The organism is Amycolatopsis sp. NPDC102389 (assembly GCF_044765885.1).
Classification (GTDB): domain Bacteria; phylum Actinomycetota; class Actinomycetes; order Mycobacteriales; family Pseudonocardiaceae; genus Amycolatopsis.
Genome location: NZ_JBIWKX010000043.1, coordinates 17304 through 39519 on the forward strand (window position 1 = coordinate 17304; position 22216 = coordinate 39519).

Consider the following 22216-nt stretch of genomic DNA (forward strand, 5'->3'; position numbering starts at 1 on the left):
AGCTAGTGAGGTCGACCGGATGGTGCTGAACCGCCTGCTCCGCGCGGGCGAGGGCAAAATGGTGAAGCGGCTGCGACACATCGCCGATCACATCAACACCCTCGAAGACGACGTCAAGGACCTTTCGGACACCGCGCTGCGGGCCAAGACCGAGGAGTTCCGTAAGCGGCACGCGGACGGCGAGTCACTCGACGACCTCCTGCCGGAGGCGTTCGCGGTGGCGAGGGAAGCGGCTTGGCGCGTGCTCGGCCAGCGCCCCTACGACGTCCAGCTGATGGGCGGCGCCGCGCTGCACCTCGGCCAGGTCTCCGAGATGAAGACCGGTGAGGGCAAGACCCTGACCCAGGTCCTCCCCGCGTACCTGAACGCCGTGTCCGGCAAGGGCGTGCACGTCATCACGGTGAACGACTACCTCGCCAAACGTGACGCCGAGTGGATGGGCCGCATCCACCGCTTCCTCGGCCTCGAGGTCGGGGTCATCCTGGCCGACCAGACGCCCGAGGTCCGCCGCCAGCAGTACGCCGCCGACATCACGCACGGCACGAACAACGAGTTCGGCTTCGACTACCTCCGCGACAACATGGCGTGGAGCCTCGAGGACTGCGTGCAGCGCGGCCACAACTTCGCGATCGTCGACGAGGTGGACTCCATCCTCATCGACGAGGCACGGACGCCGCTGATCATCTCCGGCCCGGCCGACCAGTCCTCGCGCTGGTACGTCGAGTTCGCCCGGATGACCCCGCTGATGAAGCCGGACATCCACTACGAGGTGGACATCCGCAAGCGCACCGTCGGTGTCACCGAAAAGGGTGTCGCCTTCGTCGAGGACCAGCTCGGCATCGACAACCTCTACGAGGCCGCGAACACGCCGCTGGTCGGCTACCTGAACAACGCGCTGAAGGTCAAGGAGCTCTACAAGCGCGACAAGGACTACATCGTCCGTGACGGTGAGGTCCTCATCGTGGACGAGTTCACCGGTCGCATCCTGCACGGCCGCCGCTACAACGAGGGCATGCACCAGGCGATCGAGGCCAAGGAAGGCGTCGAGATCAAGGCCGAGAACCAGACTCTCGCCACGATCACGCTGCAGAACTACTTCCGGCTCTACGACAAGCTGTCGGGTATGACCGGTACCGCCGAGACCGAGGCGGCCGAGTTCCACCAGACCTACAAGCTGGGTGTGGTGCCGATCCCGACCAACAAGCCGATGGTCCGCGCCGACCAGGCCGACCTGATCTACAAGACCGAGCAGGCCAAGTTCGAGGCCGTCGCCGAGGACATCGCCGAGCGGCACGAGAAGGGCCAGCCGGTGCTGGTCGGCACCACGAGTGTCGAGAAGTCCGAGCACCTGTCGAAGCTGCTGCTCAAGCTCGGTGTCCCGCACGAGGTCCTCAACGCCAAGCACCACGACCGGGAGGCGCTGATCGTCGCCCGCGCCGGGCGCAAGGGCGCGGTCACGGTCGCCACCAACATGGCGGGCCGCGGTACCGACATCGTGCTGGGCGGCAACCCGGACCTCATCGCCGACGAGGTGCTGCGCGAGCGCGGTCTCGACCCCGTGGAGCACTCCGAGGAGTACGAGGCCGCTTGGCCGAAGGTGCTCGAGGAGATCCAGGCGGAGACCAAGGCCGAGGCCGAAGAAGTCCGCGAGGCGGGCGGGCTGTACGTGTTAGGCACCGAGCGGCACGAGTCGCGCCGGATCGACAACCAGCTCCGCGGTCGTTCCGGCCGTCAGGGCGACCCGGGCGAGTCCCGCTTCTACCTTTCGCTCGGTGACGAGCTCATGCGCCGCTTCAACGCGACGATGGTCGAGCGGGTCATGACCACCATGCGGCTGCCGGACGACGTGCCGATCGAGCACAAGATGGTCTCCAAGGCGATCAAGAGCGCGCAGACGCAGGTCGAGCAGCAGAACATGGAGATCCGCAAGAACGTCCTCAAGTACGACGAGGTCATGAACGAGCAGCGCAAGGTGATCTACGCCGAGCGTCTGCGCGTCCTCGAGGGCGAGGACCTGCGCGAGCAGATCGAGCACATGCTGGTCGACGTCATCAACGCGTACGTCACCGAGGAGACCTCCAGCGGCTACTCCGAGGACTGGGACCACGAGAAGCTGTGGACGGCGCTGAAGACGCTGTACCCGGTCAAGGTCACGTGGGAAGAGCTCACCGAGGACGACGACCTCGACGCCGACAAGCTGCGTGAGGCGTTGCTCGAAGACGCCCACCGCGCGTACGACGAGCGTGAGGCCGAGATCGACGGCAAGGTCGGCGAAGGCGCGATGCGGAGCCTGGAGCGTCAGGTGATGCTCACCGTGCTCGACCGCAAGTGGCGTGAGCACCTCTACGAGATGGACTATCTCAAGGAGGGCATCGGCATGCGTGCCCTGGCGCAGCGCGACCCGGTCATCGAGTACCAGCGCGAGGGCTACGACATGTTCCGCGCGATGCTGGAGTCGCTGAAGGAGGAGGCCGTCGGCTTCCTGTTCAACCTTCAGGTCGAGCAGGCCGAGCCCACCGCCCCGGCGCCGGAGTCCGCGTCCGCGCTGCCCGCCGGTGTCGGCTCCGGCAACGGCCAGGCCGCGAACGGCGACGGCAGGCACGCCCGTCCGACGCCTCCGCAGGGTCCGGCGACCGACACCGAATCCGTGCCGTCCGCCTTGCGAGGCAAGGGACTCGGCGGCGGCTCGCAGTCCGGGCTGACCATGTCGGGCCCGTCCGAGGACGGCGGCGTCGAGTCGCATTCGGACAGTGCCGCCAGCGCCGGTGGTGACCAGAGTGGAACCCGCCGGGAGCGTCGCGCCGCGCAGCGCGCCTCTCAGAAGAAGGGCAAGAAGGGCCCGCGCCGCTAAAGGCCCCCAATGCGCGTGAAGGCCCCCTTCACTCGGCTGAGCCGAGGGAAGGGGGCCTTCACGCGCTTCCACGTCCTTCGTGTCGTGCCGGAGTTGGCGGAAGCGCGAGGCTCGCCGAAGAGACACTTTCCGTGATGACGACGTCCGTTTTGGGTGATGTGCACGATTTGACGATGGGGTCGTGAGTGATAAATAGCGTTATTGAGTTGAAGGTCAAACGTGGCGTGTTCTCGGGCGGGCCGATGGTGGGATGCAGGCTCCCTTCGTCGCGTCTAATGCGGTGAAAGGAGCCTTCGGCCCTGGTCAAGCGCGGGTCGTGAGTGGCGTTTCGGGTTATTGAGGGGCAAGTCAAATATGGCGTGCCGCGCACCCTTTGCGGCCTGGGTCCGCGCTGACCGACGAGGGCTGATCGCGCGGTGAATGTCCATAAAGGACACCCTTCGGCTGCCAGTGTCCGGTTTGGGTAGTCTGTACGGTTCCGCGACCTCGCCCAGGACCGTATATATAGACATCAACCGGACATTTAGTTGTCACAAAGCGTCCCTTGTGGAGACTCAGGGCACAGTCAACGCCTGTCCGCCAGTCCAGAACCACACGGCGAAGGTCGTCTCTGCCTTGAAGCCAGCGCGCGCAATCAGGCCGCGAGCGCCGAGACGCGCCGCGGTGGCTTCAGCAGGTGGAAGCGGGTGCACACCCAGCCCGACGGCGTCCGCTCGAACCGGGCGGCCAGCGCGAGGCTGCGTCCGTTCTGCTCGACGGTCGCGCAGGCTTCGACGACGCCGTCCGCCGGGTGACCCAGGTGGACCGACTTCGGCCGGTAGCCGCCCGTCGGACGACGACGGCCGCTGTCGAGCAGCGCGTGGTGGAGCGCCGGGTCGAGGATCGGCCGCACCTGGACCGCCGGACGGCGGCCGTCACAGGCTTCGAGGATGGTGGTCAGCAGCCTGCCGACCTGCCTGCCATCCGGAGTGTCCGGCCCCGGCCGCGGTTCCTCCACGACGCGTTCCCCGGACAGCGGCAGGTCGAGCACGAGCTGGTTGTCCGGCGTCGCCACCCGGTGCACCAGGCTGTCCGGCCTGCCGGCGACCCGGTACGGCGGTTCGAACGGTTCAAGCCGTCTCAGTACGTACGACTTCATCAAGCAGTCCCCCTCCGCGGCCCCCTCGGCCACGCCCAGCAACTAAGGGGCAGTCCGCGGCCCCGGCCGCGACAAGGACCGCCCGAGAGGATGAACCGGGCGGTGATCGCTTGTGTACGGTGGGCCGGTGCTGAAAGGGCTGGTCATCGACTACGTCGGGGTGCTCACGGACGCGGGCGCGGACGAGCTGTACGCCTTCCTGCGATCGGCCAGGGAACGCGGCATCAAAACGGCCTTGCTCTCGAACGCCCCCGGCGCGTCGGACGAGGCCAAGCGGTCACTCGACCCGTTCTTCGACGCGCTCGTCTTCTCCGGCGAGGTCGGCGTGGCCAAACCCGAACGCGAGGTCTACCTGCTCACCGCGGGGCTGCTCGAACTGCCCGCCGACCGGTGCGTCTTCGTCGACGACGCCGCGCACAACGTTCGCGCGGCGGTCGCGGCCGGGATGGCGGGAGTGCACCACACCTCGGTCGAGGAGACGTTGACCGAGCTCAGCGCGTTGTTCCCGAAGCCTTAGCCCGGCGCACCAGCTCGAACGACAGCACCGCGGCGGCCGCCGAGACGTTCAGCGACTCGACTTCGCCGGGCATCGGGATCGACACCCACTCCGTCACCAGTTCGCCGACCTCGGCGCCGACGCCGTTCGTCTCCCCGCCCAGCACGAACGCCGCGCGCTGCGGCAGTTCGACGTCGAACACCGAGCCGCGCGCCGAAGCGCCCAGCGCGTAGAGCCCGTAACCGGCTTCGGTGAGCATCTCGGCCGCCTCGCGCGCGCTGCCGCAGCGCAGCACCGGCGCGCGGAACGCGACCCCGGCCGAGGCCTTGACCACCATCGGATCGAGGGCGGCGACCCCGCGCCGCGGCACCACGACGCCGTCCAGCCCGGCGGCGGTCGCCGTGCGCAGGATCATCCCGACGTTCGCCGGAGTGGTGATGCCGTCGAGCAGCAGCACCCGCGACGGCGGCCTGCCGTCGGAAAGGGCCGCGTGCAGCGACCGCATGCGCGGGGCGACGACGTCGGCCAGCACCCCTTGGTCCTGCTTGCCGTTGCCCGCCAGCACCTTGACGCGATGGGCGCTCGCCCGCTGCACCGGGACCCCGGCGGCCTTGGCGGCGCGCTGGATCTCGGCGGCGTTCGGCCCGCGCACGGTGTCGGCGAGGATCACCTTGTCCACCTCGAGCGCCGCGTCGTCCAAGGCCTCGAGCACCGGTTTGCGCCCGTACACCGTCAGGAACCGGTCCTTCGGCGAGATCACCGACTCATCACCCACACCGGCGAGTGTCCCACTATGTAAGGATCGGCCCATGCCCGACCGCCTCTCCGCGCTGGACGCCTCGTTCCTGTACGTGGAAGACCACTCGACCCCGATGCACGTCGGCGGCGTGGCGATCTTCGAGCGACCGCGCGACGGCTTCACCCACGAGCAGCTGCTCGACCTCATCGGCCAGCGCCTGGCGTTCCTGCCGCGCTACCGGCAGCGGGTGCTGGAGGTGCCGGGGCATCTCGCCCGGCCGGTGTGGGTCGACGACGTCGATTTCGACCTGAACTACCACGTGCGGCGGTCCGCGCTGCCGCAGCCGGGCTCCGACGGGCAGCTGTTCGATCTCGTGGCGCGGCTGATGTCCCGGCGGCTCGACCTGGGAAGACCGCTCTGGGAGGCGTACTTCGTCGAGGGGCTCGCGGGCGACCGCGTCGCGCTGGTGACCAAGACGCATCAGTCGGTCGTGGACGGGCTCGGCACCATCGAGCTCGGCCAGCTGATCCTCGACGGCACCCCGCAGGAGCCGGAACCGTTCGACGACACCTGGCATCCGCGCCGGGAACCGAGCCGGACACAGCTGATCCTCGACGCGGTCGCCGAGACCGTGCAGCGGCCGACGGAGCTGGTGGAGAACGTCCGCTCCATCGCCCACGACGCCACCGCGATGGCGGGCAAGGTCACCGAAACGGTCGGCGACGTCGCTTCGGCGCTGAAGACCATGGTGCATCCGGCGCCGTCCGGGCCGCTCAACGTCCGCACCTCCGGCGGGCGCATGTTCGCCGTGGTGCGCACGCGGCTGGAGGATTTCCGCAAGGTTCGCGCCGCGCACGGCGGCACGGTCAACGACGTCGTGCTCGCGGCGATCACCGGTGCCCTGAGGGAATGGCTGCTCTCCCGCGGTTCGAACCTGACCGCGACGACCACCGTGCGCGCGCTGGTGCCGATGGCCGTCCGTGACGCCGAGACGGCCGAGTACTCGACTCCGGCGCTGGTCGGGAACCAGGTCGACGCCTATCTGGTCGATCTCCCGGTCGGGGAGCCGAACGCGGTCTTGCGGTTGCAGCACATCGGTCACGCGATGGCGGACCATCTCGACTCCGGCCGTTCGGTCGCCGCGCGCGGGCTGCTGACGGTCGGCGGTTTCGCGCCGGCGACACTGCATTCGCTGGGGGCGCGGGCGGCCGGGTCGATGTCGGGCCGCATTTTCAACGTGCTGATCACGAATTCACCGGGCCCGCAGGTGCCGCTCTACGCGGGACAGGCGAAGATGGTGGAGATGTTCCCGGTCATGCCGCTGGTGCGCGGTCAGGCGCTGGCGATCGGGGTCACCTCGTATCACGGGGGTGTCTACTTCGGACTGAACGGCGACCGCAAGGCCGTGTCCGATGTGGACCTGCTCGCCGGGATGATCGAGGAATCGTTGGAAGAGCTGAAGGGTGCGCACTGGTGAGGGTCTATCTACCCGCGACGATCGCGATGCTCCGTGAGCTCGAAACCGCCGGAGAGCTCCGGGCGCGCAGCGGCACGGGCTTCGCGCTGACCCCGGCGCTGCGGGAGTCCTACGCCAGCGGATCCGACGAAGAACTCGAGTACGCCGCGCTGCTCGACGCCGCCAGGGCGTCGCTCCGGCTGATCGCGGCCGAGGAGAAGCCCGAGCCGCGGCGGGTGGTGATCTCGGCCGACATCGACGAGGTCACACTGCGCCCGGATCTCGACGCCGCCGTCGTCCGGCTGGCCGGGCCGGTGAAGATCGCCGACGTCGCCGCGATCCACGTCGACGCGGCCGAAGCCGCCGAGGCCGTGCAGGCCGCCGCCGCGGTGATCGACCAGGCCGACCTCGGCGACCCCGACGCGGAGTTCACCCTCGGCGACGCCGAAGACCACGAACTCGCCTGGTACGCGCCCCAAGAGCTCCCTTTCCTGCTGGAACTCCTGTAACCCCTCGCGTTTCGTCCTCTGAATGCGGTCCTTGCACGCGCAACCACCGCATTCAGAGGACGAAACGCTAGAACCACGAAGGGCCGGGCACCGGGCGTTCGGGCCGCCAGCCGGTCGCTTCGGTGAGCCGGGTCGAGACGACGCGCTGAGAACGCGCCAGCACCGACATCGGGCCCAGCCGGTTCGCCGCCCACTTCGGCAGCGCGCGCGGCCGCCGGACACCGGCCGCCGCGGCCATCGCCTCGCCGAGTTCCTGCTTCCGCACCGGATCCGCGGCCAGGTTGTAGACGCCGCTCGGCGCCCGCAGCGCCGCGATCGCGCCCGCCGCCGCGTCGTCCGGATGGATCGCCGCGGTCCAGTCGCTCCGGCGGCCGATGATCAGCGGCGAACCGCGCCGCGCGGCCGCCAGCATCGTCTTGGTCATCGGGTCGTCGGCGACCAGCAGCCCGATCCGCAGCCGGATCGCGGTGCGTCCTTCGTCCGCCAATTCCGCGATGTTCGCGTGCGCCACCGTCGAAGACGCGATGTTGCCGCGAAGCGCCAGAGGCGCGTCCTCGTCCAGCTCCTGGTCGCCGCCATCGGCGTAGACGAACGAAATCCCTTCCTGCACCACGATTCCCAGCTCGCCGACTCGTCGCACGGCGGCCGCGAGGGTGCGGCTGCCGTCGATCCGCACGAGATCGTTCTCGGCCCAGCCGGACCGCGACATCGCCCGTCGCGCGTCCGGGATCCGGGTCGCGACGTTCACCACCGCCTCGTGCCCGTTCAGCGCACCGGCCAGCGAATCGACGTCGAACAGGGAACCTCGCACCGGTTTCGCGCCCGTCGCGCGCACCGCGGCGACCCGGTCCACGTCGCGGGCCAGGCCGCTCACCTCGTGGCCTTCGGCCAGCAGACGTCGTACCAGCGGACGCCCCAGCATCCCGGTCGCCCCGATCACCATCACGCGCATGTTCGCTCCTCCTGTCCGGCCTTCACGAACTGGACGAGACCGGTGAGGCGAACGTGACGGATCAGCCCGCCGGGATCTCCCCGATCTCCTCCGGCGGCGGTGCCTGGATGTCGGCCTGCGTGCCCCATTCGCTGTACCGCGTGACGATCCGGGCCGCCGCGCTGTCCGGGATGCCCGAAGCGGCGAGCGCGGGGGCGAGGTCGAGCACGATCTGCAGCGGCCGGCGCGCGTCGTCGAGCCAGACCTCCATGGGGAGCTTCCCGACCTTGTCCCGCATCTCGCCGACGGCCTCGGCCGACAGGCCGGCGGGCAGGTCACCGCCCAGCGCGGCCAGGTCGACGTCCACCCGGTAGTGCTCGGTGGACACTCCGTCGAGTTCGGCGTGCTCGGATCCGGTGAGCGTGCCCGCCTTCCGCACCTGGTCGAGCGCGCGGCCGGGGTCGTTCTGCTTCGCCAGCTGGTCGATGCTGCCCCCGGCGACCTGTGAGAACGGGTCCGTGCCCTCGGGGGAGACCTTGACCCAGGGTTTCCCGCCGGGAATGTCTTCGCGGGCGGTCTCGGGGACCTTGGCGAAGACGATCTTGCCGACCAGCCGGAGCTCGATCGGTTCGCCGAGGAAGTCGGTGGTCATGGCCAGCGCGGTACCCGTCCCCGCGACCTTGGCCTGCCCCTGGCTCTTCGACCGCATCGTGCCCGCCGTGACGTCGGTGGTGAATTTCGCGGCCTTGCCGTCCATGGCGGACGTGGCTCCGTCGGCGAGCGCGCGGGCGTCGGCGAAGGAAACGGCGTCGCCGTCACAGGCGCCGAGCAGCGCACCGAGTACGAGCACGACGGTGGACAGGGCCGTTCTCCGCATGAGGACCTGCTTTCAAAGGCGGGCACCCAAGCGAAACACAGCGGCGGACCGCACCCCGATCGGGGGAACGGCTCAGCGGCTGTCGCCGACGGCCTCGGGTGGCGGCGCGATGATCACCACGTCCGAAGCCCAGCTGTCGTATTTGACCGTGGCCTTGCCGATGCCGACCTGCACCGGGCGCTGCTCGGCGTCGAGCCACAGCTCGGCCGGGGCGCCGCCGAGGTCGAGGACGTACCGCGTGGCGGCCGTGCCGTTCACCTCGGCCTGTTCGGATTTGGTGACCTTGCCCGATTTCGAGATCCGGTCGATCGTCCGCGTCGGATCCATCGTTTCGACGACGTTCGTCATCAGCGCGCCGTTGGCCGAGGAGAGCGCGTCCTTGCCGCCGGCGGTGATCTTGACCCATTCCTTGTCGGTCTTGAGTTCCTGGACCTGGGCGTCCGACAGGTGGTAGTAGAGGACGCCGTCGGCGAAGATCAGGTCCCGTTTCTCGCCCGCGACCTCGGCGACCATGGAGAACTTGCTGTTCGGCCCCTCATAGAGCCCGGAACTGGTGACCACGACCTTGCGGCCGTCCTCGGCTGTGGTCTCGAGCGTGATCTTGGACGACCGGGCCTTCTGCGTGCCCGCGGCGGCGACCGAGGCCAGCTGCGCCGCGTCGTTCACGGGCGGTGCCGCCGGTTTCTCTTCGCCGGAACAGCCGCCCACGAGCAGGAGAGCGGTACAGACGACGGCGAATCCGGTGGCACGCATGGGACTCCCTCGGGTGAATGGTCTGTACCACTACCGTAGCGCCTAGCGCGTGAATTTCCACCGTCCGAAGGTCCGGAAGCGGTGAAGGCCCCCTTCCCACGGCTCAGCCGAGGGAAGGGGGCCTTCACGCATCTCGCGTGTCTGGAGCCGCAACACGTGTGATTGGAGCCGTAACTCGCGTGTCTCCGGGCGGATCAGCGAGTTCGGCCTCCAGACACGTGAGTTCCGCCTTCAATCACGCGAGATACGGCTTCACGCGCAAAGCGGGGCGCTACAGCACTACCGCCCGGCCTTCTTCATGATCTCCGCCAGGTCGCCGACCTGGTCGGCGGGCGGGGCGGTGACGGTGATCGGCGTGCCCCAGTCGGTGTACTTGATCGTCGTCTTCGACGAGCCCTCGCCGGGAGCGCCCATCGCCTTCATGAACGCGGTCTGGTCCATGGTGACCTGCAGCGGCAGGTTGTCGGCGTTGAGCCACATCTCGGTGGGGATGATGACGTTCTTGCCCTTGAGCTTCGCGTCGATCTGCTTCTGCACCTCGGCCGGCAGCGGCACGCCGGCTTCGCCCACGACGAGCGCGATCGCCTTCTCGACCTCGACGTCGATGACGTAGTGGTTGGTCAGCTCGCCGTTCAGCTGGACCTGGTCGGACTTCGTGATCTTCCCGGCCTTCGAGACCTGCTCGAGGGTGCGGGACGGGTCGCTGTCCTTGACGGCCTTCGACATCATCTTGCCGAGCAGCTGCGAGATCGGGTCCTTGCCGTCGGCCGAGACCTTCACGTACTCCTTGTCGGTCTTCATCTCCGCCTTGTCGTCGGCGTCGAGCTTGAAGTACAAGGCCTTGTCGACGAACAGGATGTCCATCTTCTTGCCGTCGCTGTCCATCGACATCGAGAACTTGCTGTTCTCGCCGTCGTACAGGCCCTGGCCGGTCACGGTCATGGTCTGGCCGTCGGAGGAAGCCTCCATGCTGATCTTCGACGACTTGGCCTTCGTCGTGCTTTCCCTGGTGAGAGCGGCCAGCTGGACCGCGTCGCCCAGTGGCGACGAAAGCAGGCTCTTCCCTTCGGAAGGAGCGGGAGCAGCCGTACCGGGCTGCCTCTCGCCACCGCAAGCGGACAGCGCCAGGACGGCGGCCGTGGTGATGGCGGCGAGCGTGATTACGCGCTTCAAGTGAACCCCTCAGAAAAGTTGATCTAATCCGAACGGGGTATCGCGCAAGATCGAGATTAGTTACCGATCGTCGTCATGTCCGGCTCGGGAACCCAAAAGGCGGCGCAATGACTCCAGTCGCTCGTGGCTCGCGTCACCATCGGTGACCACGTCGTCGAGCGCGCAGTCCGGGTCCGCAGGCGGCCCGAGGTGACCGCAGCCGGACGGACATTCTTCGGCGGCCGCGGCGAATTCCTCGAACGCGAGCACGATGTCGTCGGCGGTCACATGCGCCAGGCCGAACGAGCGGACGCCGGGGGTGTCGACCACCCAGCCGCCGCCGGGCAGGGGGAGCGCGACCGCCGCGACGGATGTGTGCCTGCCCTTGCCGACCGCGCTGACCACTCCGGTCGCCAGCCCGGCGTCGGGCACCAGCCGATTGACCAAAGTGGACTTCCCGACCCCGGAATGCCCGACCAGCGCGGTGAGCCTGCCCTTGAGCCGCCCGGTCAGTTCTTCCGGATGCTCGTCGTGGCGGGTGACCACGGCCGGGATGTCGAGGCCCGCGTAGCCGGCGAGGAGTTCGTCCGGGCTGGCCAGGTCGGCCTTCGTCAGGCAGAGGACCGGTTCGAGCCCGCCCGCGTAACAGGCGACGAGACACCGGTCGATGAATCCGGTGCGCGGCGGGGGATCGGCCAGTGCGGTCACGATCAGCAGCTGCTCGGCGTTGGCGACCACCACCCGTTCGAAGGGGTCGGTGTCGTCCGCCGTCCGGCGCAGCACACTGGAGCGCTCGTCCACCCGGATGATGCGGGCGAGGGTGTCCGGTTTGCCGCTCACGTCGCCGACGATGCCGACGGTGTCGCCGACGACGACCGAGACGCGGCCCATCTCGCGCGCCCGCATCGCGGTGACGACGCGGTCCGGATCCGAGTCGATCGCGCAGGTCCAGCGCCCGCGGTCCTTGCCGATGACCATCGCCGTGGAGGCGTCCGCGTGCTCGGGACGCCGTTTGCTGCGCGGCCTGGTGCCCTTGCCGGGCCGGATCCGCACGTCGGATTCGTCCAGCCTGCGCCAGTCCTTGCCAGCCAAACCGCCTCCTGCTCTTCGAACACCGCGGAACAATGATCCCATGCTGCTCGCCATCGCCTGGCCGGCGTGTAACGATGGCTGTCGATCAGGGAGGTTTTCGCATGTGCGGGCGCTATGCCGCCACCAAGGATCCGGCGGCGCTTATCGACGAGTTCGCCGCGGTGGACCTGACCGAGGGCCGGATCCGGACCGATCACAACGTGGCCCCGACCAAGGACGTGCCCACCGTCGTGCAGCGGCATCCGCGTGACGCCGACGGCGCGGTGCTCGAGGACGAGCCCGCCGTCCGATCGCTGCGGATGATGCGCTGGGGCCTGGTCCCGTTCTGGGCGAAGGACCCCGGCGTTGGCTCGAAGATGATCAACACGCGCGCCGAGACGGCCAAGGAGAAGCCGTCGTTCAAAAAGGCGGTCTCGGCGAGGCGCTGCCTGGTCCCCGCCGACGGCTGGTACGAGTGGCGGCGTGACGGCAAGGAGAAGCAGCCCTTCTTCATGACCGGGCCGGGTGACGGATCGCTCGCGTTCGCCGGGATCTGGGAGACCTGGCGGCCGAAGGACGACAAGGACGCCGATCCGCTGATCACCTTCTCCGTGATCACCACGGATTCGGTCGGCAGGCTCACCGACATCCACCACCGCATGCCGCTGCTGATGCCGCGCGAGAAGTGGGACACCTGGCTCGACCCCGACCGGCCCGACGTCACCGAGTTGCTCGTCCCGCCCCCGGCGGACCTGGTCGACACGATCGAGCTGCGGCCGGTGTCCAGCCTGGTCAACAACGTCCGCAACAACGGCCCGCAGTTGCTGGACCGGGTCGAACCCGCCGCCGACAGCGCGCTCTTCGACGTGCCGAAGTCATGACGAAGCTGGAGATCGACACCGCTTACGGCCCCGCGCGGGCCGAGCTGCACTGTGCCGAAGAAGGCGTCGCCGTCCTGATGCTCGGCCACGGCGCGGGCGGCGGGATCGGCGCGAAGGACCTGGTCGCGGTCACGCGCGCGGCGCAGGCGGCCGGTGTCCACGTCGCGCTCGTCGAGCAGCCGTACCGGGTGGCCGGCCGCCGGGCGCCCGCACCGGCCACCCAGCTCGACACCGCCTGGCTCACCGTGGCCGACGAGATCTCCGAGCGCTTCGACGACCTCCCGATCGTGTTCGGGGGCCGGTCGTCCGGGGCCCGCGTCGCCTGCCGGACCGCCGCGGCGGGGCAGGCGGTGGCGGTGCTCTGCCTGGCCTTCCCCGAACATCCGCCGGGAAAGCCGGAGAAGACCCGGCAGGGTGAATTGGACGCCGTCGAGGTCCCGACCCTGGTGGTCCAGGGCGAGCGCGACCCGTTCGGCCTGCCCAAGGCGGGGCCGCATCACGAGATCGTGGTGCTCAAGGGCGACCACAACCTCAGCGCCGACCTCGAAGGCGTGTCACGCGCGGCCGCCGAGTGGCTCGAGCGTGTGCTGCGGCCGCTGACCTGAGAGCCGTCGCCGGGCGTAGTGCACGGTGACGGCCGCCAGCAACGGCGCCCAGAGCAGGAGCGGCGCGTAACAGGCCGCCATGACGATGCCGTAGACCGGCGAGTCCTCCCTGGTACCCGGCACCATCGACGAACCGGCCTCCGCCCAGCCGAACAGCCCCTGAGCGCTCAGCGCGGCCAGCGCGATCGCCCCCGCGGCGGCCGGGAGGATCGCCGCGAGCGGCGGGATCCGGCGGCCGCCCAGCCCCGGGATCCAGCGCGGCCACACCTCACCCCACGGCCGGACGAGCCCGAGGGTGAGGAACGCGAGCGCCTCGGTGAGGAGACTCAGGCCGAAGACGTAGGCCGTGCCCCAGCCGGGAATGCCGAACTCCGCCAGCCCTCGCTCGGTGAACCCGACCGGGATGCCGAGGCCCATCGCGATCCGCCACAGCCCGGACGGCAACGTCGCCAGCAGCGTCGCGTGGGCGGCGAGGTTCGCCCATCTCGGTACGCCGGGCAAGGTCTCGGTCATTTCGTCGCTCCCAGGAGTCGTCGTTCGCTTGCCGATGACGATTCCCGAGCGCGGCCGCGTGATCTTCCCGCTGTGGTCCGGCTCCGCTCCCTCTCGCGGGTGAGTCTCTTCCCCCGCGTTTAGTCCTCTGAACGCGGTAGTTGCGTGTGCAAGGACCGCATTCAGAGGACTAAACGCGGGGGGTCAGGCCGCGATCGGAGCGACCACGGCGCCGGTGAGCCGCGCCAAATCTCCGGGCGCGAGCTCGACCTCCAGCCCGCGCCTCCCGGCCGAGCAGTGCACGGTCTCGAACTGCTCCGCCGACGAGTCGATCACCACCGGCAGCCGGCTGCGGTGCCCGAGCGGCGAGATCCCGCCGAGCACGTATCCCGTCGCGCGCTGCGCGGCGGCGGGGTCGGCCATCTTCGCCTTCTTCCCGCCCGCGGCGGCCGCCAGCGCCTTCAGATCCAGCTGACCGATGACCGGGACCACACCGACGGTCAGTTTCCCGTCCACCTCGGCGACCAGTGTCTTGAACACGCGCGCGGGGTCGAGCCCCAGCGCTTCGACGGCTTCGAGGCCGTACGACTCGGCCCGCGGGTCGTGGTCGTAGGCGTGCAGAACGTGTGCCACCTTCTGCTTCACCAGCAGCGCCGTCGCCGGGGTTCCCTTGCCTGCCATGGGCGGAGTCTACGAGCGTGCCGGGAATGCCCGGCCGGGCCGCACTGTTGAAAGGCACGTGTCCACCACACTCGAAGCTCCCCGAATCCTGATCCCGCGCACGCCGGGCGGCCAGGTGATCCGTCCGCGCGTAAACTCGTCGGCGTCTCATGCGCACAAGCGCATCGACGCCGATCGGGAAGGGAACGGTTTGCCGAGCACGCAGAATCCCGCGCCGGACACGGGCACGGACGCCGAAGAGGCGGCCGCGCGGGCCGAGCGCTTCGAGCGGGACGCGATGCCCCTGCTCGACCAGTTGTACTCGGCCGCCATGCGGATGACCCGGAATCCCGCCGACGCCGAGGACCTCGTCCAGGAGACGTACCTGAAGGCGTACGCGGCCTTCGCGTCTTTCAAGGCGGGCACGAACCTCAAGGCGTGGATGTACCGCATCCTCACGAACACCTACATCAACGGCTATCGCAAGCGTCAGCGCCAGCCGGTGCAGCAGCCCACCGAGGAGATCACCGACTGGCAGATCGCCAAGGCGGAGAGCCACACCTCCAGCGGGCTGCGCTCGGCCGAGGTCGAGGCGATGGACAACCTGCCGGACGCCGACGTCAAGGAAGCGCTGCAGAAGCTGCCCGAGGAGTTCCGCCTCGCGGTCTACCTCGCCGATGTCGAAGGTTTCGCGTACAAGGAGATCGCCGAGATCATGGACACGCCCATCGGCACCGTGATGTCCCGGCTGCACCGCGGCCGCGCCCAGCTCCGTGACCTGCTCGCCGACGTGGCCCGCGAGCGCGGCTTCATCCGCGCGGGCAAACAGCAGGAGGTGGCGGGGCGATGAGCGAGGACTACTGCGCCGGCGCGGACGACAAGGTCAGGTGCGAGGAAGCCCTCGCCGACATCTACCTGCTCCTGGACAAGGAGTGCAGCGCCGAACGCGACGCCGCTCTGCGCAAGCACATCGAGGACTGCCCGCCGTGCCTCGAGGAATACGGCATCGACGAGCACATCAAGCAGCTCCTCGCCCGCAAATGCGGCGGCGACCACGCGCCGGACGACCTCAAGTCCCGGCTGCGGGCCTCGATCCGCCAGACCGTGCAGACCAAGGGCGCGATCACCATCGAGCGCACCGAGGTCAAAATCGAGCAGAGCTTCGACTAAAGCGACTCAGGACACACGAAGGCCCCCGTACCGGATCGGTGCGGGGGCCTTCGGCGTCTGATCGATGATCAGGAGTTGGGCTTCTTGCCGTGGTTCGCGCCGTTCTTCTTACGGTCGCGACGCTTGCGGGCGCGCTTCGACATGTTTCACTCCTCGTCCGAGTGGCCCGCGCGGGGTAATACGACACCGCTGGGCCAGGGTCAACCTCTCCAGTGTGTCATGCGGCCCTCACCCTGCTTGGATGGGGACGTGTCCACCCTTTCCGATCTGCTCGCGGAGAACACCGGCCTGTCCGGCGAGGCCGCGGATCATCTCCAGGCCGTGGTCGCCGAATGGCAGCTGCTGGCAGACCTGTCCTTCGCCGATTTCCTGCTCTGGGTCGCCGTCTCGGAGGAGCTGCAGCCCGACGGAGGCGACTACGTCTGTGTCGCGCACGCGCGTCCGACGACGGCGCCGACTGCCCATCCGGAGGACGTCGTCGGCTCCCGCTTCACCGTCGACGAGCATCCGCAGCTGGCCAAGGCGAGCCGCGAGGTGCGGATCTGCCGTGAAGAGGACCCGCATTGGTACCGCGACCTGCCGATGCGCCGAGAGGCCATCCCGGTGGTGTTCGGCGGCGCGGTGATCGCCGTTCTCAGCCGAGAGACCAACCTGGCCGCCTCGCGGGTGCCGAGCCCGCTCGAGATCGCCTATCTCGGCAGCGCGGGCGACCTGTGCCAGATGATCGTCGACGGCACGTTCCCCAGCCCGGGGAACCAGACGGACACCCACACCAGCCCGCGGGTCGGCGACGGCCTCATCCGCCTCGACCCGACCGGCACCGTGGTCTTCGCCAGCCCGAACGGGTTGTCGGCCTATCACCGGATGGGGCACGAATCCGACCTCGTCGGGCAGCGTCTCGCGCCGCTGACCCGCTCGCTCATCCGCGACCCGTTCGACGCGACCGAGGTCTCGCACCGGATCATCGAGGCGCTCGACGGCAAGCCCAGCAGCCGGACGGAGGCGGATTCCCGCCGCGGCGCCGTCGTGCTGTTCCGTGCGCTGCCGCTGCGCCCAGCCGGGCAGGCCGCGGGCGCGCTGGTACTGGTGCGCGACGTCACCGAGGTGAAACGCCGCGACCGCGCCCTCCTGTCGAAGGACGCGACCATCCGCGAGATCCACCACCGGGTGAAGAACAACCTGCAGACCGTCGCCGCGCTGTTGCGGCTCCAGTCGCGCCGGACCTCCAGCGAGGAGGCGCGGCTCGCGCTCGGCGAATCGGTGCGCCGGGTCTCGTCGATCGCGATGGTGCACGAGGCGCTGTCCATCTCGGTGGACGAGCGGGTCGATCTCGACAAGCTGCTCGACAACGTGCTGCCGATGGTCGGTGAGGTCGCGACGGCCGAATCGCAGGTCGGGCTTTCGCGCACGGGCTCGTTCGGCGTCGTCGTCGCCGAGATCGCGACGCCGTTGGTGATGGTGCTGGCCGAACTGGTCCAGAACGCCATCGAGCACGCCTTCCCCGACGGACGGCCGGGCAAGGTCGAACTCGTGGTGGAGCGCTCGGCGCGCCGGCTCGACATCGTCATCCGCGACAACGGGCGCGGATTGCCTTCGGGTTTCTCGCTGGAGCGCAGTGACGGCCTCGGGCTCCAGATCGTGCGGACCCTCGTGGAGTCGGAACTGCGCGGATCGCTGTCGATCCGGGGGCTGCGTGGGGAAACCGAGGAGGCGGGCGGCCGCCGGATGGGCACCGAAGCGGCCCTGCGAATCCCGCTGTCGCGACGTCTGTAGTGGACTGTCGCGTTTGATCGTCCTCAAAGGACAGTCTCACCCGGACACGTTTTAGGGCCGGCGCCCGAAGAGAAGTGGCGCCGGCCCTGTAACGGTTCCGCGGGAGGACTTAGAAAAGTCCAGTGAAGCCATACCCCCTCGGGGGTGTGTCGGCCTCGCTTGTTAAGCTCAATTCGGGTAGGTGTCACCTCGCAACGCAGGGCCATAGAGCCACTACGCTGCGGGATTACCCGAAGCTTGGGTGCTACTCGGTTTTGGGTGATGCGATGAAGCGTGCGTGAGTTGAAAAACTCAGGCGGAGGTACGCGTGCCGATGTGCGTACGACGGCGCTTCAGGGCCCGTCGCTCGTCCTCGCTCATCCCGCCCCAGACGCCTGCGTCCTGTCCGCTGGCCAATGCCCAGGCCAAGCAGTCGGAAGCGACGGTGCAGCGGTGGCACACGGCCTTCGCCTGCGCTACCTGCGACAGAGCAGGACCGCTGGTTCCCACGGGGAAGAACAGCTCGGGGTCCTCGTCTCGGCAGGCCGCGTCGTGGCGCCAGTCCATGTTTCTGAGCTCCTTCATAACGGCGCGGTACTCCGCGCCATAGTCGTCATGGCGGTCGTTTTTTTGGGTGCTTGTGAATGCTTTCACGAAGCACCCGTTTCGACAAGGGTTTTCTGAAGATCGGTGAGTCAGCTCACCCGGCCGAGCGACGCTTCTGACCTGCGGTTTCGTTCCGAAACGGCCTTCCGTTGGGAAGGCCGATGCGGTGAGCGGAGGTTCTGCGTCGATGAGCGGCAGTTCGTACTTTGCCGCAGGCGATCAGCGGTCCGGTCGTCAGACGATTACCGTCAGTGCTCCCGGGACGCTGAAGAACTCCACCCTCTTCCGCTGGCCGACGAGGTCGCCGTCCACCTGGAAGTTTACCGGTTCAGCAGCGTCAATGCGGATCATCGGCAGGTCATCGTGACGAAGGAGACGTCGTCCGCGTTGGTCGCTCTTCGTGAGCAATGCCTGCCGTACATGCTTGAACACGGTGGGCAATCCCAGACCGCTCAACGCGAAAAGACCCAGTCCGGTGTCGAACGAGCTGTCGGGGTTCAGGTGGACGGGACGGTCGCCCAGGTAGCTCCACGGATCGGTGTTCGACACGAAAGCGGTCAGCACTTCGGTGGGCTCTTCACCCGGGATCCTGACCGTGAGGGGCGGACGGCCGAGCGGAGGCCGCAGATGCGACGCCACCGCGGCCCTCAGATAGAGCCCCGCGGTGGTCTGCTTGCCCCGGCGCTTGGCCACGCGGCCGACGACGTCGGCGTCCCAGCCCAGGCCGGCGTTGAAGGTGAACCAGTGGCCGTCGGCGATCCCGAGGCCGACTTTGCGGCTTCGGTCGTTCTCGATGGCGTTGAGGAGCTGATGGGTCGCTTCCACGGGATCGTGCGCGATCCCGAGCGCGCGGGCGAAGACGTTCGCCGAGCCGCCCGGTACGACACCGAGCATGGGGACGTCGCCGACCCGCGCCGGATCGCCGTCGGCGTCCGCGAGCAGGCCGTTGACCACCTCGTTGACCGTGCCGTCGCCGCCGTGGGCGACCACCAGGTCGATCCCGTCGCGGGCGGCGGACCGTGCCACGGCCATCGCGTGGCCGCGATAGTCGGTCTCCACCACGTCGAGTTTGACCTGGCTGGCCAGTGCGTGCGCCAGCACGTCACGGCCACCGGCGGTGGTCGAGGTGGCCTGGGGATTCACGACGAGGATGGCACGCACATACCGCAGGGTAAGTGACTTCGGCCCGAAGAGGGGAGCGTCAGGTGACGCGAAGCTCAGTGGCCCGTGCGTCCTCGAAGCAGCACCGTATGACCCTGTGGCGGGCGTTCCTCCTCATCGCCGGCGGCTCTCGCGCGTCGTGACAAGTGCACCCGGGCCGACCGCCCGCTCATCGACGACAGTTCCAATTCTTCCCATGCGGCGGCGAGGGGAAACCGGCCGACCGGGTGGCATACGATCGAAAGTGCTCACGTACGGTGACCCGCCCTGGTGGGGCGCCGTGTCCGGAAGCCTGGAAGGCTGTTTCGCCGTGTCCATCGCCGACAAGCTCTCGCCCGCGCCCCGTGAAGTCCGCCTCGCCGGCGCCGTCACCGCGCTGCCGGGGCTCGCCCTGATCGTGTTCGCGATCCTGCTCCTGGTCAACGGCCGGGCCGGACCGGAGAACCTCCTGGCCGAGGTCGCCTACTACCTCGTCCTCGCCGCCGGAACGCTGGCCTGCGCCGCCGGGCTGATGATGGGGAAGACGTGGGCTCGCTCGCCCGGTGTCGTCGTCGCGCTGATCCTGGTGGGCGTCGGCTGGTACGGCGCGGGCCCGTCCGGGCAGCCGGTGTGGGGAGTGCCGCTCGCGCTGATCGGCGTCGCCGTCATCGTGCTGCTGTTCCGTCGCCCGTCGCGCGCGTGGGCGCTGGGGATGCAGGAGGGCGAGACCGAGGAAGAGGCCGCCGAGCGTGACGGCGCCGCGGGCCGCGCCGCACGCCGTGAACGCGAGGAACGCGACTCCTAGTCCGGCGCACTCGCGTGATCAGCGCCGTGACTCGCGTGTTTGGAGGCGTAACTCGCGTGATCGGAGCCGTAACTTCGAGTTACGTGTCTGATCACGCGAGTTACGGCGCTGCTAGATCTGGGCGGCGAGTGCCTTCAGCGGTTCGTCGGTGAGGCGGTCGACGGTCCATTCGTCCATCGGCACGGCGCCGAGGGATTTGTAGAACCCCTGCGCCGGGTTCCAGTTGAGCACCGACCATTCGAGCCGGGCGTAGCCGCGCTCGACGCAGACCGCCGCGAGGGTGGCCAGGAGCGCCTTACCGAGGCCGGAGCCGCGCTGCTCGGGGCGGACGTAGAGGTCCTCCAGGTAGATGCCGTGCACACCGCGCCAGGTGGAGAAGTTGAGGAACCAGAGCGCGTAGCCGACGATCTCGCCGTCGACCTCGGCGACGTGCCCGAACAGGCCCGGCGCCTCGCCGAACAGCGCGGTGCGCAGCTGCTCGGGCGTGAGGTGGCATTCGTCCGGGGCGCGTTCGAACTCGGCGAGGTCGTAGACGAGCTGGACGACGGCGTCCACGTCTTCTTCGCGGATGCGCCGGATGCGGTCGTCGGGCAAGTTCAGTCCTCTGTGGTGGGGAGCAGGTTGAGGTGTTCGATCTGCGGCTCGCCGCGTTCGTCGCCGAGTACGGCGACTCCCGCCGGGTCGAGTCCGAAGTGGACTCCCGCCGTCGACGGGAGGCCGACCCAGCGCGCGACCAGGACGCGGCTGAAATGCCCGTGGCCGACCAGGATCACGTCGCCCTTGCCGAGCGGCTCGCGAACCCGGTCGAGCAGCTTGTCCGCGCGGGTGTTGACGTCCTCCGCGCTCTCGCCGCCGGGGATCGGGTGCGACCAGACCGTCCATCCGGGAACGGTCTCGCGGATCACCGGCGTGGTGACGCCCTCGTAGTCGCCGTAGTCCCATTCGGACAGCTCTTCGGTGACTTCGTCGACGCGCAGACCCGCCAGCTCGGCCGTTCGCAGCGCGCGGGTGCGGGGGCTGGAGAGGACGAGTGCCGGGTTGCCGCCGAGAACCGCGCGCAGGGTGCCGCCCGCCGCGCGGGCCTGCCCCTCGCCGGCGGCCGTGAGCGGGATGTCGGTGCGTCCGGTGTGCCGTCCGTTGACAGACCACTCGGTCTGACCGTGCCGGAGGAGGAAGAGCCGATGTGCCACGTTGCGAATATAGCCTGCGGTCCGGCTATGCTACTGGCGAGTAACATGGTGAGGAGACCGTGATGGCGCAGAATCCGACCTACGCGATGTGGAACCGGCTGGCGGGCAAGCCGGTCGGCAAACAGCTGTTCTCGGCGGCGATGTGCCTGCGTGTGCCGTACTTCCGGACGGTGCTTCCGTCGGTGCGCGATCTGCGCCCCGGCCGGTGTGAGGTGACGTCACCGAAATGGTGGGGTGTTTACAACCACATCAAGACCTTTCACGCGATCGCGGCATGCAACCTCGCGGAGATCGCCATGGGCATGCTCGCCGAGGCGACCGTGCCGACGACGCATCGCTGGCTGCCGAAGGGAATGACGGTCGCGTACGTGGCGAAGGCCGAGACGAGCCTGCGCGCCGTCGCCGAGCTGCCGGAGTTGCCGGAATTCGGCGACGAGGGCTTCGAACTCCCCGTGCCGGTGACGATCACGGACACGAACGGGAAGCCCGTCGTGACCGCGACCATCACCATCTGGGTGACCAAGAAGAAATAGGTACGGTCCGGCCGGTCGAGGTGCCAGGCTTCCGGTATGGCGATCGAAGCGTTCGAGGACGGTGACGAACGCCTCTGCTTCCAGGCGACCCGCTTGGACAGTGACGAGGCCTGGATCTACCAGCTGAGCGAGGCGCGTCCTGTTCCGCCTTCGTGGATCGGAACGCCCTCGGCGGGCGCGGTTTTGCCAGGTGACGCGCTCGTCACGGTGATGGCATACGACCCTGAGATCGAGAAGCCGCCCTGTGTCTCCTTCGCGCCTGGCGAAGTGGTTACTTTGACCTCGCTGAGGGGGTTCCTCGATCGCGTCGCCGAACATCTCGACGACCTGCGGTGGGGGGGGGGGGGGGGGGGGGGGGTGGGGTGGGCAGCAGCACCAACCCCCCCAACCACGCCGCCCCGGCGCGCGG

26 protein-coding genes are annotated in these 22216 nt (G+C 68.8%); 12 read left to right on the plus strand and 14 right to left on the minus strand.

The annotated features are described in order from the left end of the window. Window positions 1–19 precede the first annotated feature (19 nt). Window positions 20–2851, plus strand: coding sequence for a preprotein translocase subunit SecA (gene secA, locus ACIRGA_RS29550; protein ID WP_400946931.1), 2832 nt, complete (start codon window positions 20–22; stop codon window positions 2849–2851). A 634-nt stretch (window positions 2852–3485) separates the two neighbouring features. Here the strand turns inward: secA and ACIRGA_RS29555 are convergent. Beyond that, complete coding sequence (locus ACIRGA_RS29555) at window positions 3486–3989, minus strand: Rv3235 family protein (RefSeq protein ID WP_400946933.1); 504 nt, start codon at window positions 3987–3989, stop codon at window positions 3486–3488. Window positions 3990–4101: 112 nt separating this feature from the next. Between ACIRGA_RS29555 and ACIRGA_RS29560 the strand changes: the two genes are divergently transcribed. Then, window positions 4102–4506, plus strand: coding sequence for an HAD family hydrolase (locus tag ACIRGA_RS29560; RefSeq protein WP_400946935.1), 405 nt, complete (start codon window positions 4102–4104; stop codon window positions 4504–4506). Here the strand turns inward: ACIRGA_RS29560 and ACIRGA_RS29565 are convergent. Further along, window positions 4481–5260, minus strand: coding sequence for a TrmH family RNA methyltransferase (locus ACIRGA_RS29565; RefSeq protein WP_400946938.1), 780 nt, complete (start codon window positions 5258–5260; stop codon window positions 4481–4483). The genes ACIRGA_RS29560 and ACIRGA_RS29565 overlap by 26 nt on opposite strands. 34 nt (window positions 5261–5294) lie before the next feature. On the opposite strand from ACIRGA_RS29565, the gene ACIRGA_RS29570 reads away from it, so the two are divergent. Continuing rightward, window positions 5295–6701: a wax ester/triacylglycerol synthase family O-acyltransferase gene (locus tag ACIRGA_RS29570; RefSeq protein ID WP_400946940.1), complete on the plus strand. Its 1407-nt coding sequence runs from the start codon at window positions 5295–5297 to the stop codon at window positions 6699–6701. Further along, entirely contained in the window at window positions 6698–7189 is a 492-nt protein-coding gene (locus ACIRGA_RS29575; protein ID WP_400946942.1) for a DUF6912 family protein, read from the plus strand. Before ACIRGA_RS29570 ends, ACIRGA_RS29575 begins: the two co-directional genes overlap by 4 nt. Window positions 7190–7256: 67 nt before the next feature. Here the strand turns inward: ACIRGA_RS29575 and ACIRGA_RS29580 are convergent, their stop codons facing one another. The 5 genes from ACIRGA_RS29580 to rsgA all read right to left on the minus strand — a co-directional run bounded on the left by ACIRGA_RS29580 (window position 7257) and on the right by rsgA (window position 11994). Next, entirely contained in the window at window positions 7257–8141 is an 885-nt protein-coding gene (locus ACIRGA_RS29580) for an NAD-dependent epimerase/dehydratase family protein (protein WP_400946945.1), read from the minus strand. A 61-nt stretch (window positions 8142–8202) separates the two neighbouring features. After that, window positions 8203–8997, minus strand: a complete 795-nt coding sequence (locus ACIRGA_RS29585; RefSeq protein WP_400946948.1) for a hypothetical protein — start codon at window positions 8995–8997, stop codon at window positions 8203–8205. A gap of 72 nt (window positions 8998–9069) precedes the next feature. Further along, a complete protein-coding gene (locus ACIRGA_RS29590; protein WP_400946950.1) occupies window positions 9070–9750 on the minus strand; it encodes a hypothetical protein in 681 nt (226 codons plus the stop codon). Window positions 9751–10029: 279 nt separating this feature from the next. Further along, complete coding sequence (locus ACIRGA_RS29595; protein ID WP_400946952.1) at window positions 10030–10923, minus strand: hypothetical protein; 894 nt, start codon at window positions 10921–10923, stop codon at window positions 10030–10032. A 60-nt stretch (window positions 10924–10983) separates the two neighbouring features. Further along, window positions 10984–11994 carry a ribosome small subunit-dependent GTPase A gene (rsgA, locus tag ACIRGA_RS29600; RefSeq protein ID WP_400946955.1) on the minus strand — a complete coding sequence of 337 codons (1011 nt, stop codon included), beginning with the start codon at window positions 11992–11994 and terminating at the stop codon, window positions 10984–10986. 101 nt (window positions 11995–12095) lie between these two features. Between rsgA and ACIRGA_RS29605 the strand changes: the two genes are divergently transcribed. Both ACIRGA_RS29605 and ACIRGA_RS29610 read left to right on the plus strand, forming a co-directional pair. Further along, window positions 12096–12854, plus strand: a complete 759-nt coding sequence (locus tag ACIRGA_RS29605; protein ID WP_400946958.1) for an SOS response-associated peptidase — start codon at window positions 12096–12098, stop codon at window positions 12852–12854. Then, complete coding sequence (locus ACIRGA_RS29610; protein ID WP_400946961.1) at window positions 12851–13459, plus strand: alpha/beta family hydrolase; 609 nt, start codon at window positions 12851–12853, stop codon at window positions 13457–13459. The genes ACIRGA_RS29605 and ACIRGA_RS29610 overlap by 4 nt, the downstream gene beginning before the upstream one ends. Here ACIRGA_RS29610 and ACIRGA_RS29615 read toward each other — a convergent pair. Together ACIRGA_RS29615 and ybaK are read right to left on the minus strand one after the other, a co-directional pair. Next, window positions 13409–13972 (minus strand): hypothetical protein, encoded by a 564-nt coding sequence (locus tag ACIRGA_RS29615; RefSeq protein ID WP_400946963.1) that lies wholly within the window; start codon window positions 13970–13972, stop codon window positions 13409–13411. The genes ACIRGA_RS29610 and ACIRGA_RS29615 overlap by 51 nt on opposite strands. 183 nt (window positions 13973–14155) lie before the next feature. After that, window positions 14156–14632 (minus strand): Cys-tRNA(Pro) deacylase, encoded by a 477-nt coding sequence (ybaK, locus tag ACIRGA_RS29620; RefSeq protein WP_400946966.1) that lies wholly within the window; start codon window positions 14630–14632, stop codon window positions 14156–14158. A gap of 190 nt (window positions 14633–14822) precedes the next feature. Here ybaK and ACIRGA_RS29625 point away from each other — a divergent pair, with 190 nt between their 5' ends. Both ACIRGA_RS29625 and rsrA read left to right on the plus strand, forming a co-directional pair. Then, the gene (locus tag ACIRGA_RS29625; protein WP_026466946.1) at window positions 14823–15461 is read left to right on the plus strand and encodes a sigma-70 family RNA polymerase sigma factor; all 639 of its coding nucleotides are present in this window, start codon (window positions 14823–14825) and stop codon (window positions 15459–15461) included. After that, a complete protein-coding gene (rsrA, locus tag ACIRGA_RS29630; protein ID WP_400946969.1) occupies window positions 15458–15781 on the plus strand; it encodes a mycothiol system anti-sigma-R factor in 324 nt (107 codons plus the stop codon). The genes ACIRGA_RS29625 and rsrA overlap by 4 nt, the downstream gene beginning before the upstream one ends. A gap of 68 nt (window positions 15782–15849) precedes the next feature. On the opposite strand, the gene ACIRGA_RS29635 is transcribed toward rsrA, so the two are convergent. Then, complete coding sequence (locus tag ACIRGA_RS29635) at window positions 15850–15924, minus strand: 50S ribosomal protein bL37 (RefSeq protein WP_369299112.1); 75 nt, start codon at window positions 15922–15924, stop codon at window positions 15850–15852. A gap of 106 nt (window positions 15925–16030) precedes the next feature. Between ACIRGA_RS29635 and ACIRGA_RS29640 the strand changes: the two genes are divergently transcribed. Continuing rightward, complete coding sequence (locus tag ACIRGA_RS29640) at window positions 16031–17554, plus strand: sensor histidine kinase (RefSeq protein WP_400946972.1); 1524 nt, start codon at window positions 16031–16033, stop codon at window positions 17552–17554. Window positions 17555–17845: 291 nt separating this feature from the next. Here the strand turns inward: ACIRGA_RS29640 and ACIRGA_RS29645 are convergent, their stop codons facing one another. Both ACIRGA_RS29645 and ACIRGA_RS29650 read right to left on the minus strand, forming a co-directional pair. Next, on the minus strand, window positions 17846–18100 hold the full coding sequence (locus ACIRGA_RS29645) for a WhiB family transcriptional regulator (RefSeq protein WP_007028999.1): 255 nt from the start codon (window positions 18098–18100) through the stop codon (window positions 17846–17848). Window positions 18101–18373: 273 nt separating this feature from the next. Then, entirely contained in the window at window positions 18374–19300 is a 927-nt protein-coding gene (locus tag ACIRGA_RS29650; protein WP_400946975.1) for a diacylglycerol/lipid kinase family protein, read from the minus strand. Window positions 19301–19544: 244 nt separating this feature from the next. Here ACIRGA_RS29650 and ACIRGA_RS29655 point away from each other — a divergent pair, with 244 nt between their 5' ends. After that, window positions 19545–20084 carry a hypothetical protein gene (locus ACIRGA_RS29655; protein ID WP_400946977.1) on the plus strand — a complete coding sequence of 180 codons (540 nt, stop codon included), beginning with the start codon at window positions 19545–19547 and terminating at the stop codon, window positions 20082–20084. A 111-nt stretch (window positions 20085–20195) separates the two neighbouring features. Here the strand turns inward: ACIRGA_RS29655 and ACIRGA_RS29660 are convergent, their stop codons facing one another. Together ACIRGA_RS29660 and ACIRGA_RS29665 are read right to left on the minus strand one after the other, a co-directional pair. After that, window positions 20196–20678 carry a GNAT family N-acetyltransferase gene (locus ACIRGA_RS29660; RefSeq protein ID WP_400946980.1) on the minus strand — a complete coding sequence of 161 codons (483 nt, stop codon included), beginning with the start codon at window positions 20676–20678 and terminating at the stop codon, window positions 20196–20198. Window positions 20679–20680: 2 nt separating this feature from the next. Then, on the minus strand, window positions 20681–21274 hold the full coding sequence (locus ACIRGA_RS29665) for an acid phosphatase (RefSeq protein ID WP_400946983.1): 594 nt from the start codon (window positions 21272–21274) through the stop codon (window positions 20681–20683). A gap of 62 nt (window positions 21275–21336) precedes the next feature. Between ACIRGA_RS29665 and ACIRGA_RS29670 the strand changes: the two genes are divergently transcribed. Both ACIRGA_RS29670 and ACIRGA_RS29675 read left to right on the plus strand, forming a co-directional pair. Further along, entirely contained in the window at window positions 21337–21807 is a 471-nt protein-coding gene (locus tag ACIRGA_RS29670; protein WP_016337062.1) for a hotdog fold domain-containing protein, read from the plus strand. Window positions 21808–21843: 36 nt separating this feature from the next. Further along, window positions 21844–22216, plus strand: a 373-nt coding sequence (locus ACIRGA_RS29675; RefSeq protein WP_400946987.1) for a hypothetical protein, incomplete at its 3' end; no start/stop codon positions are given.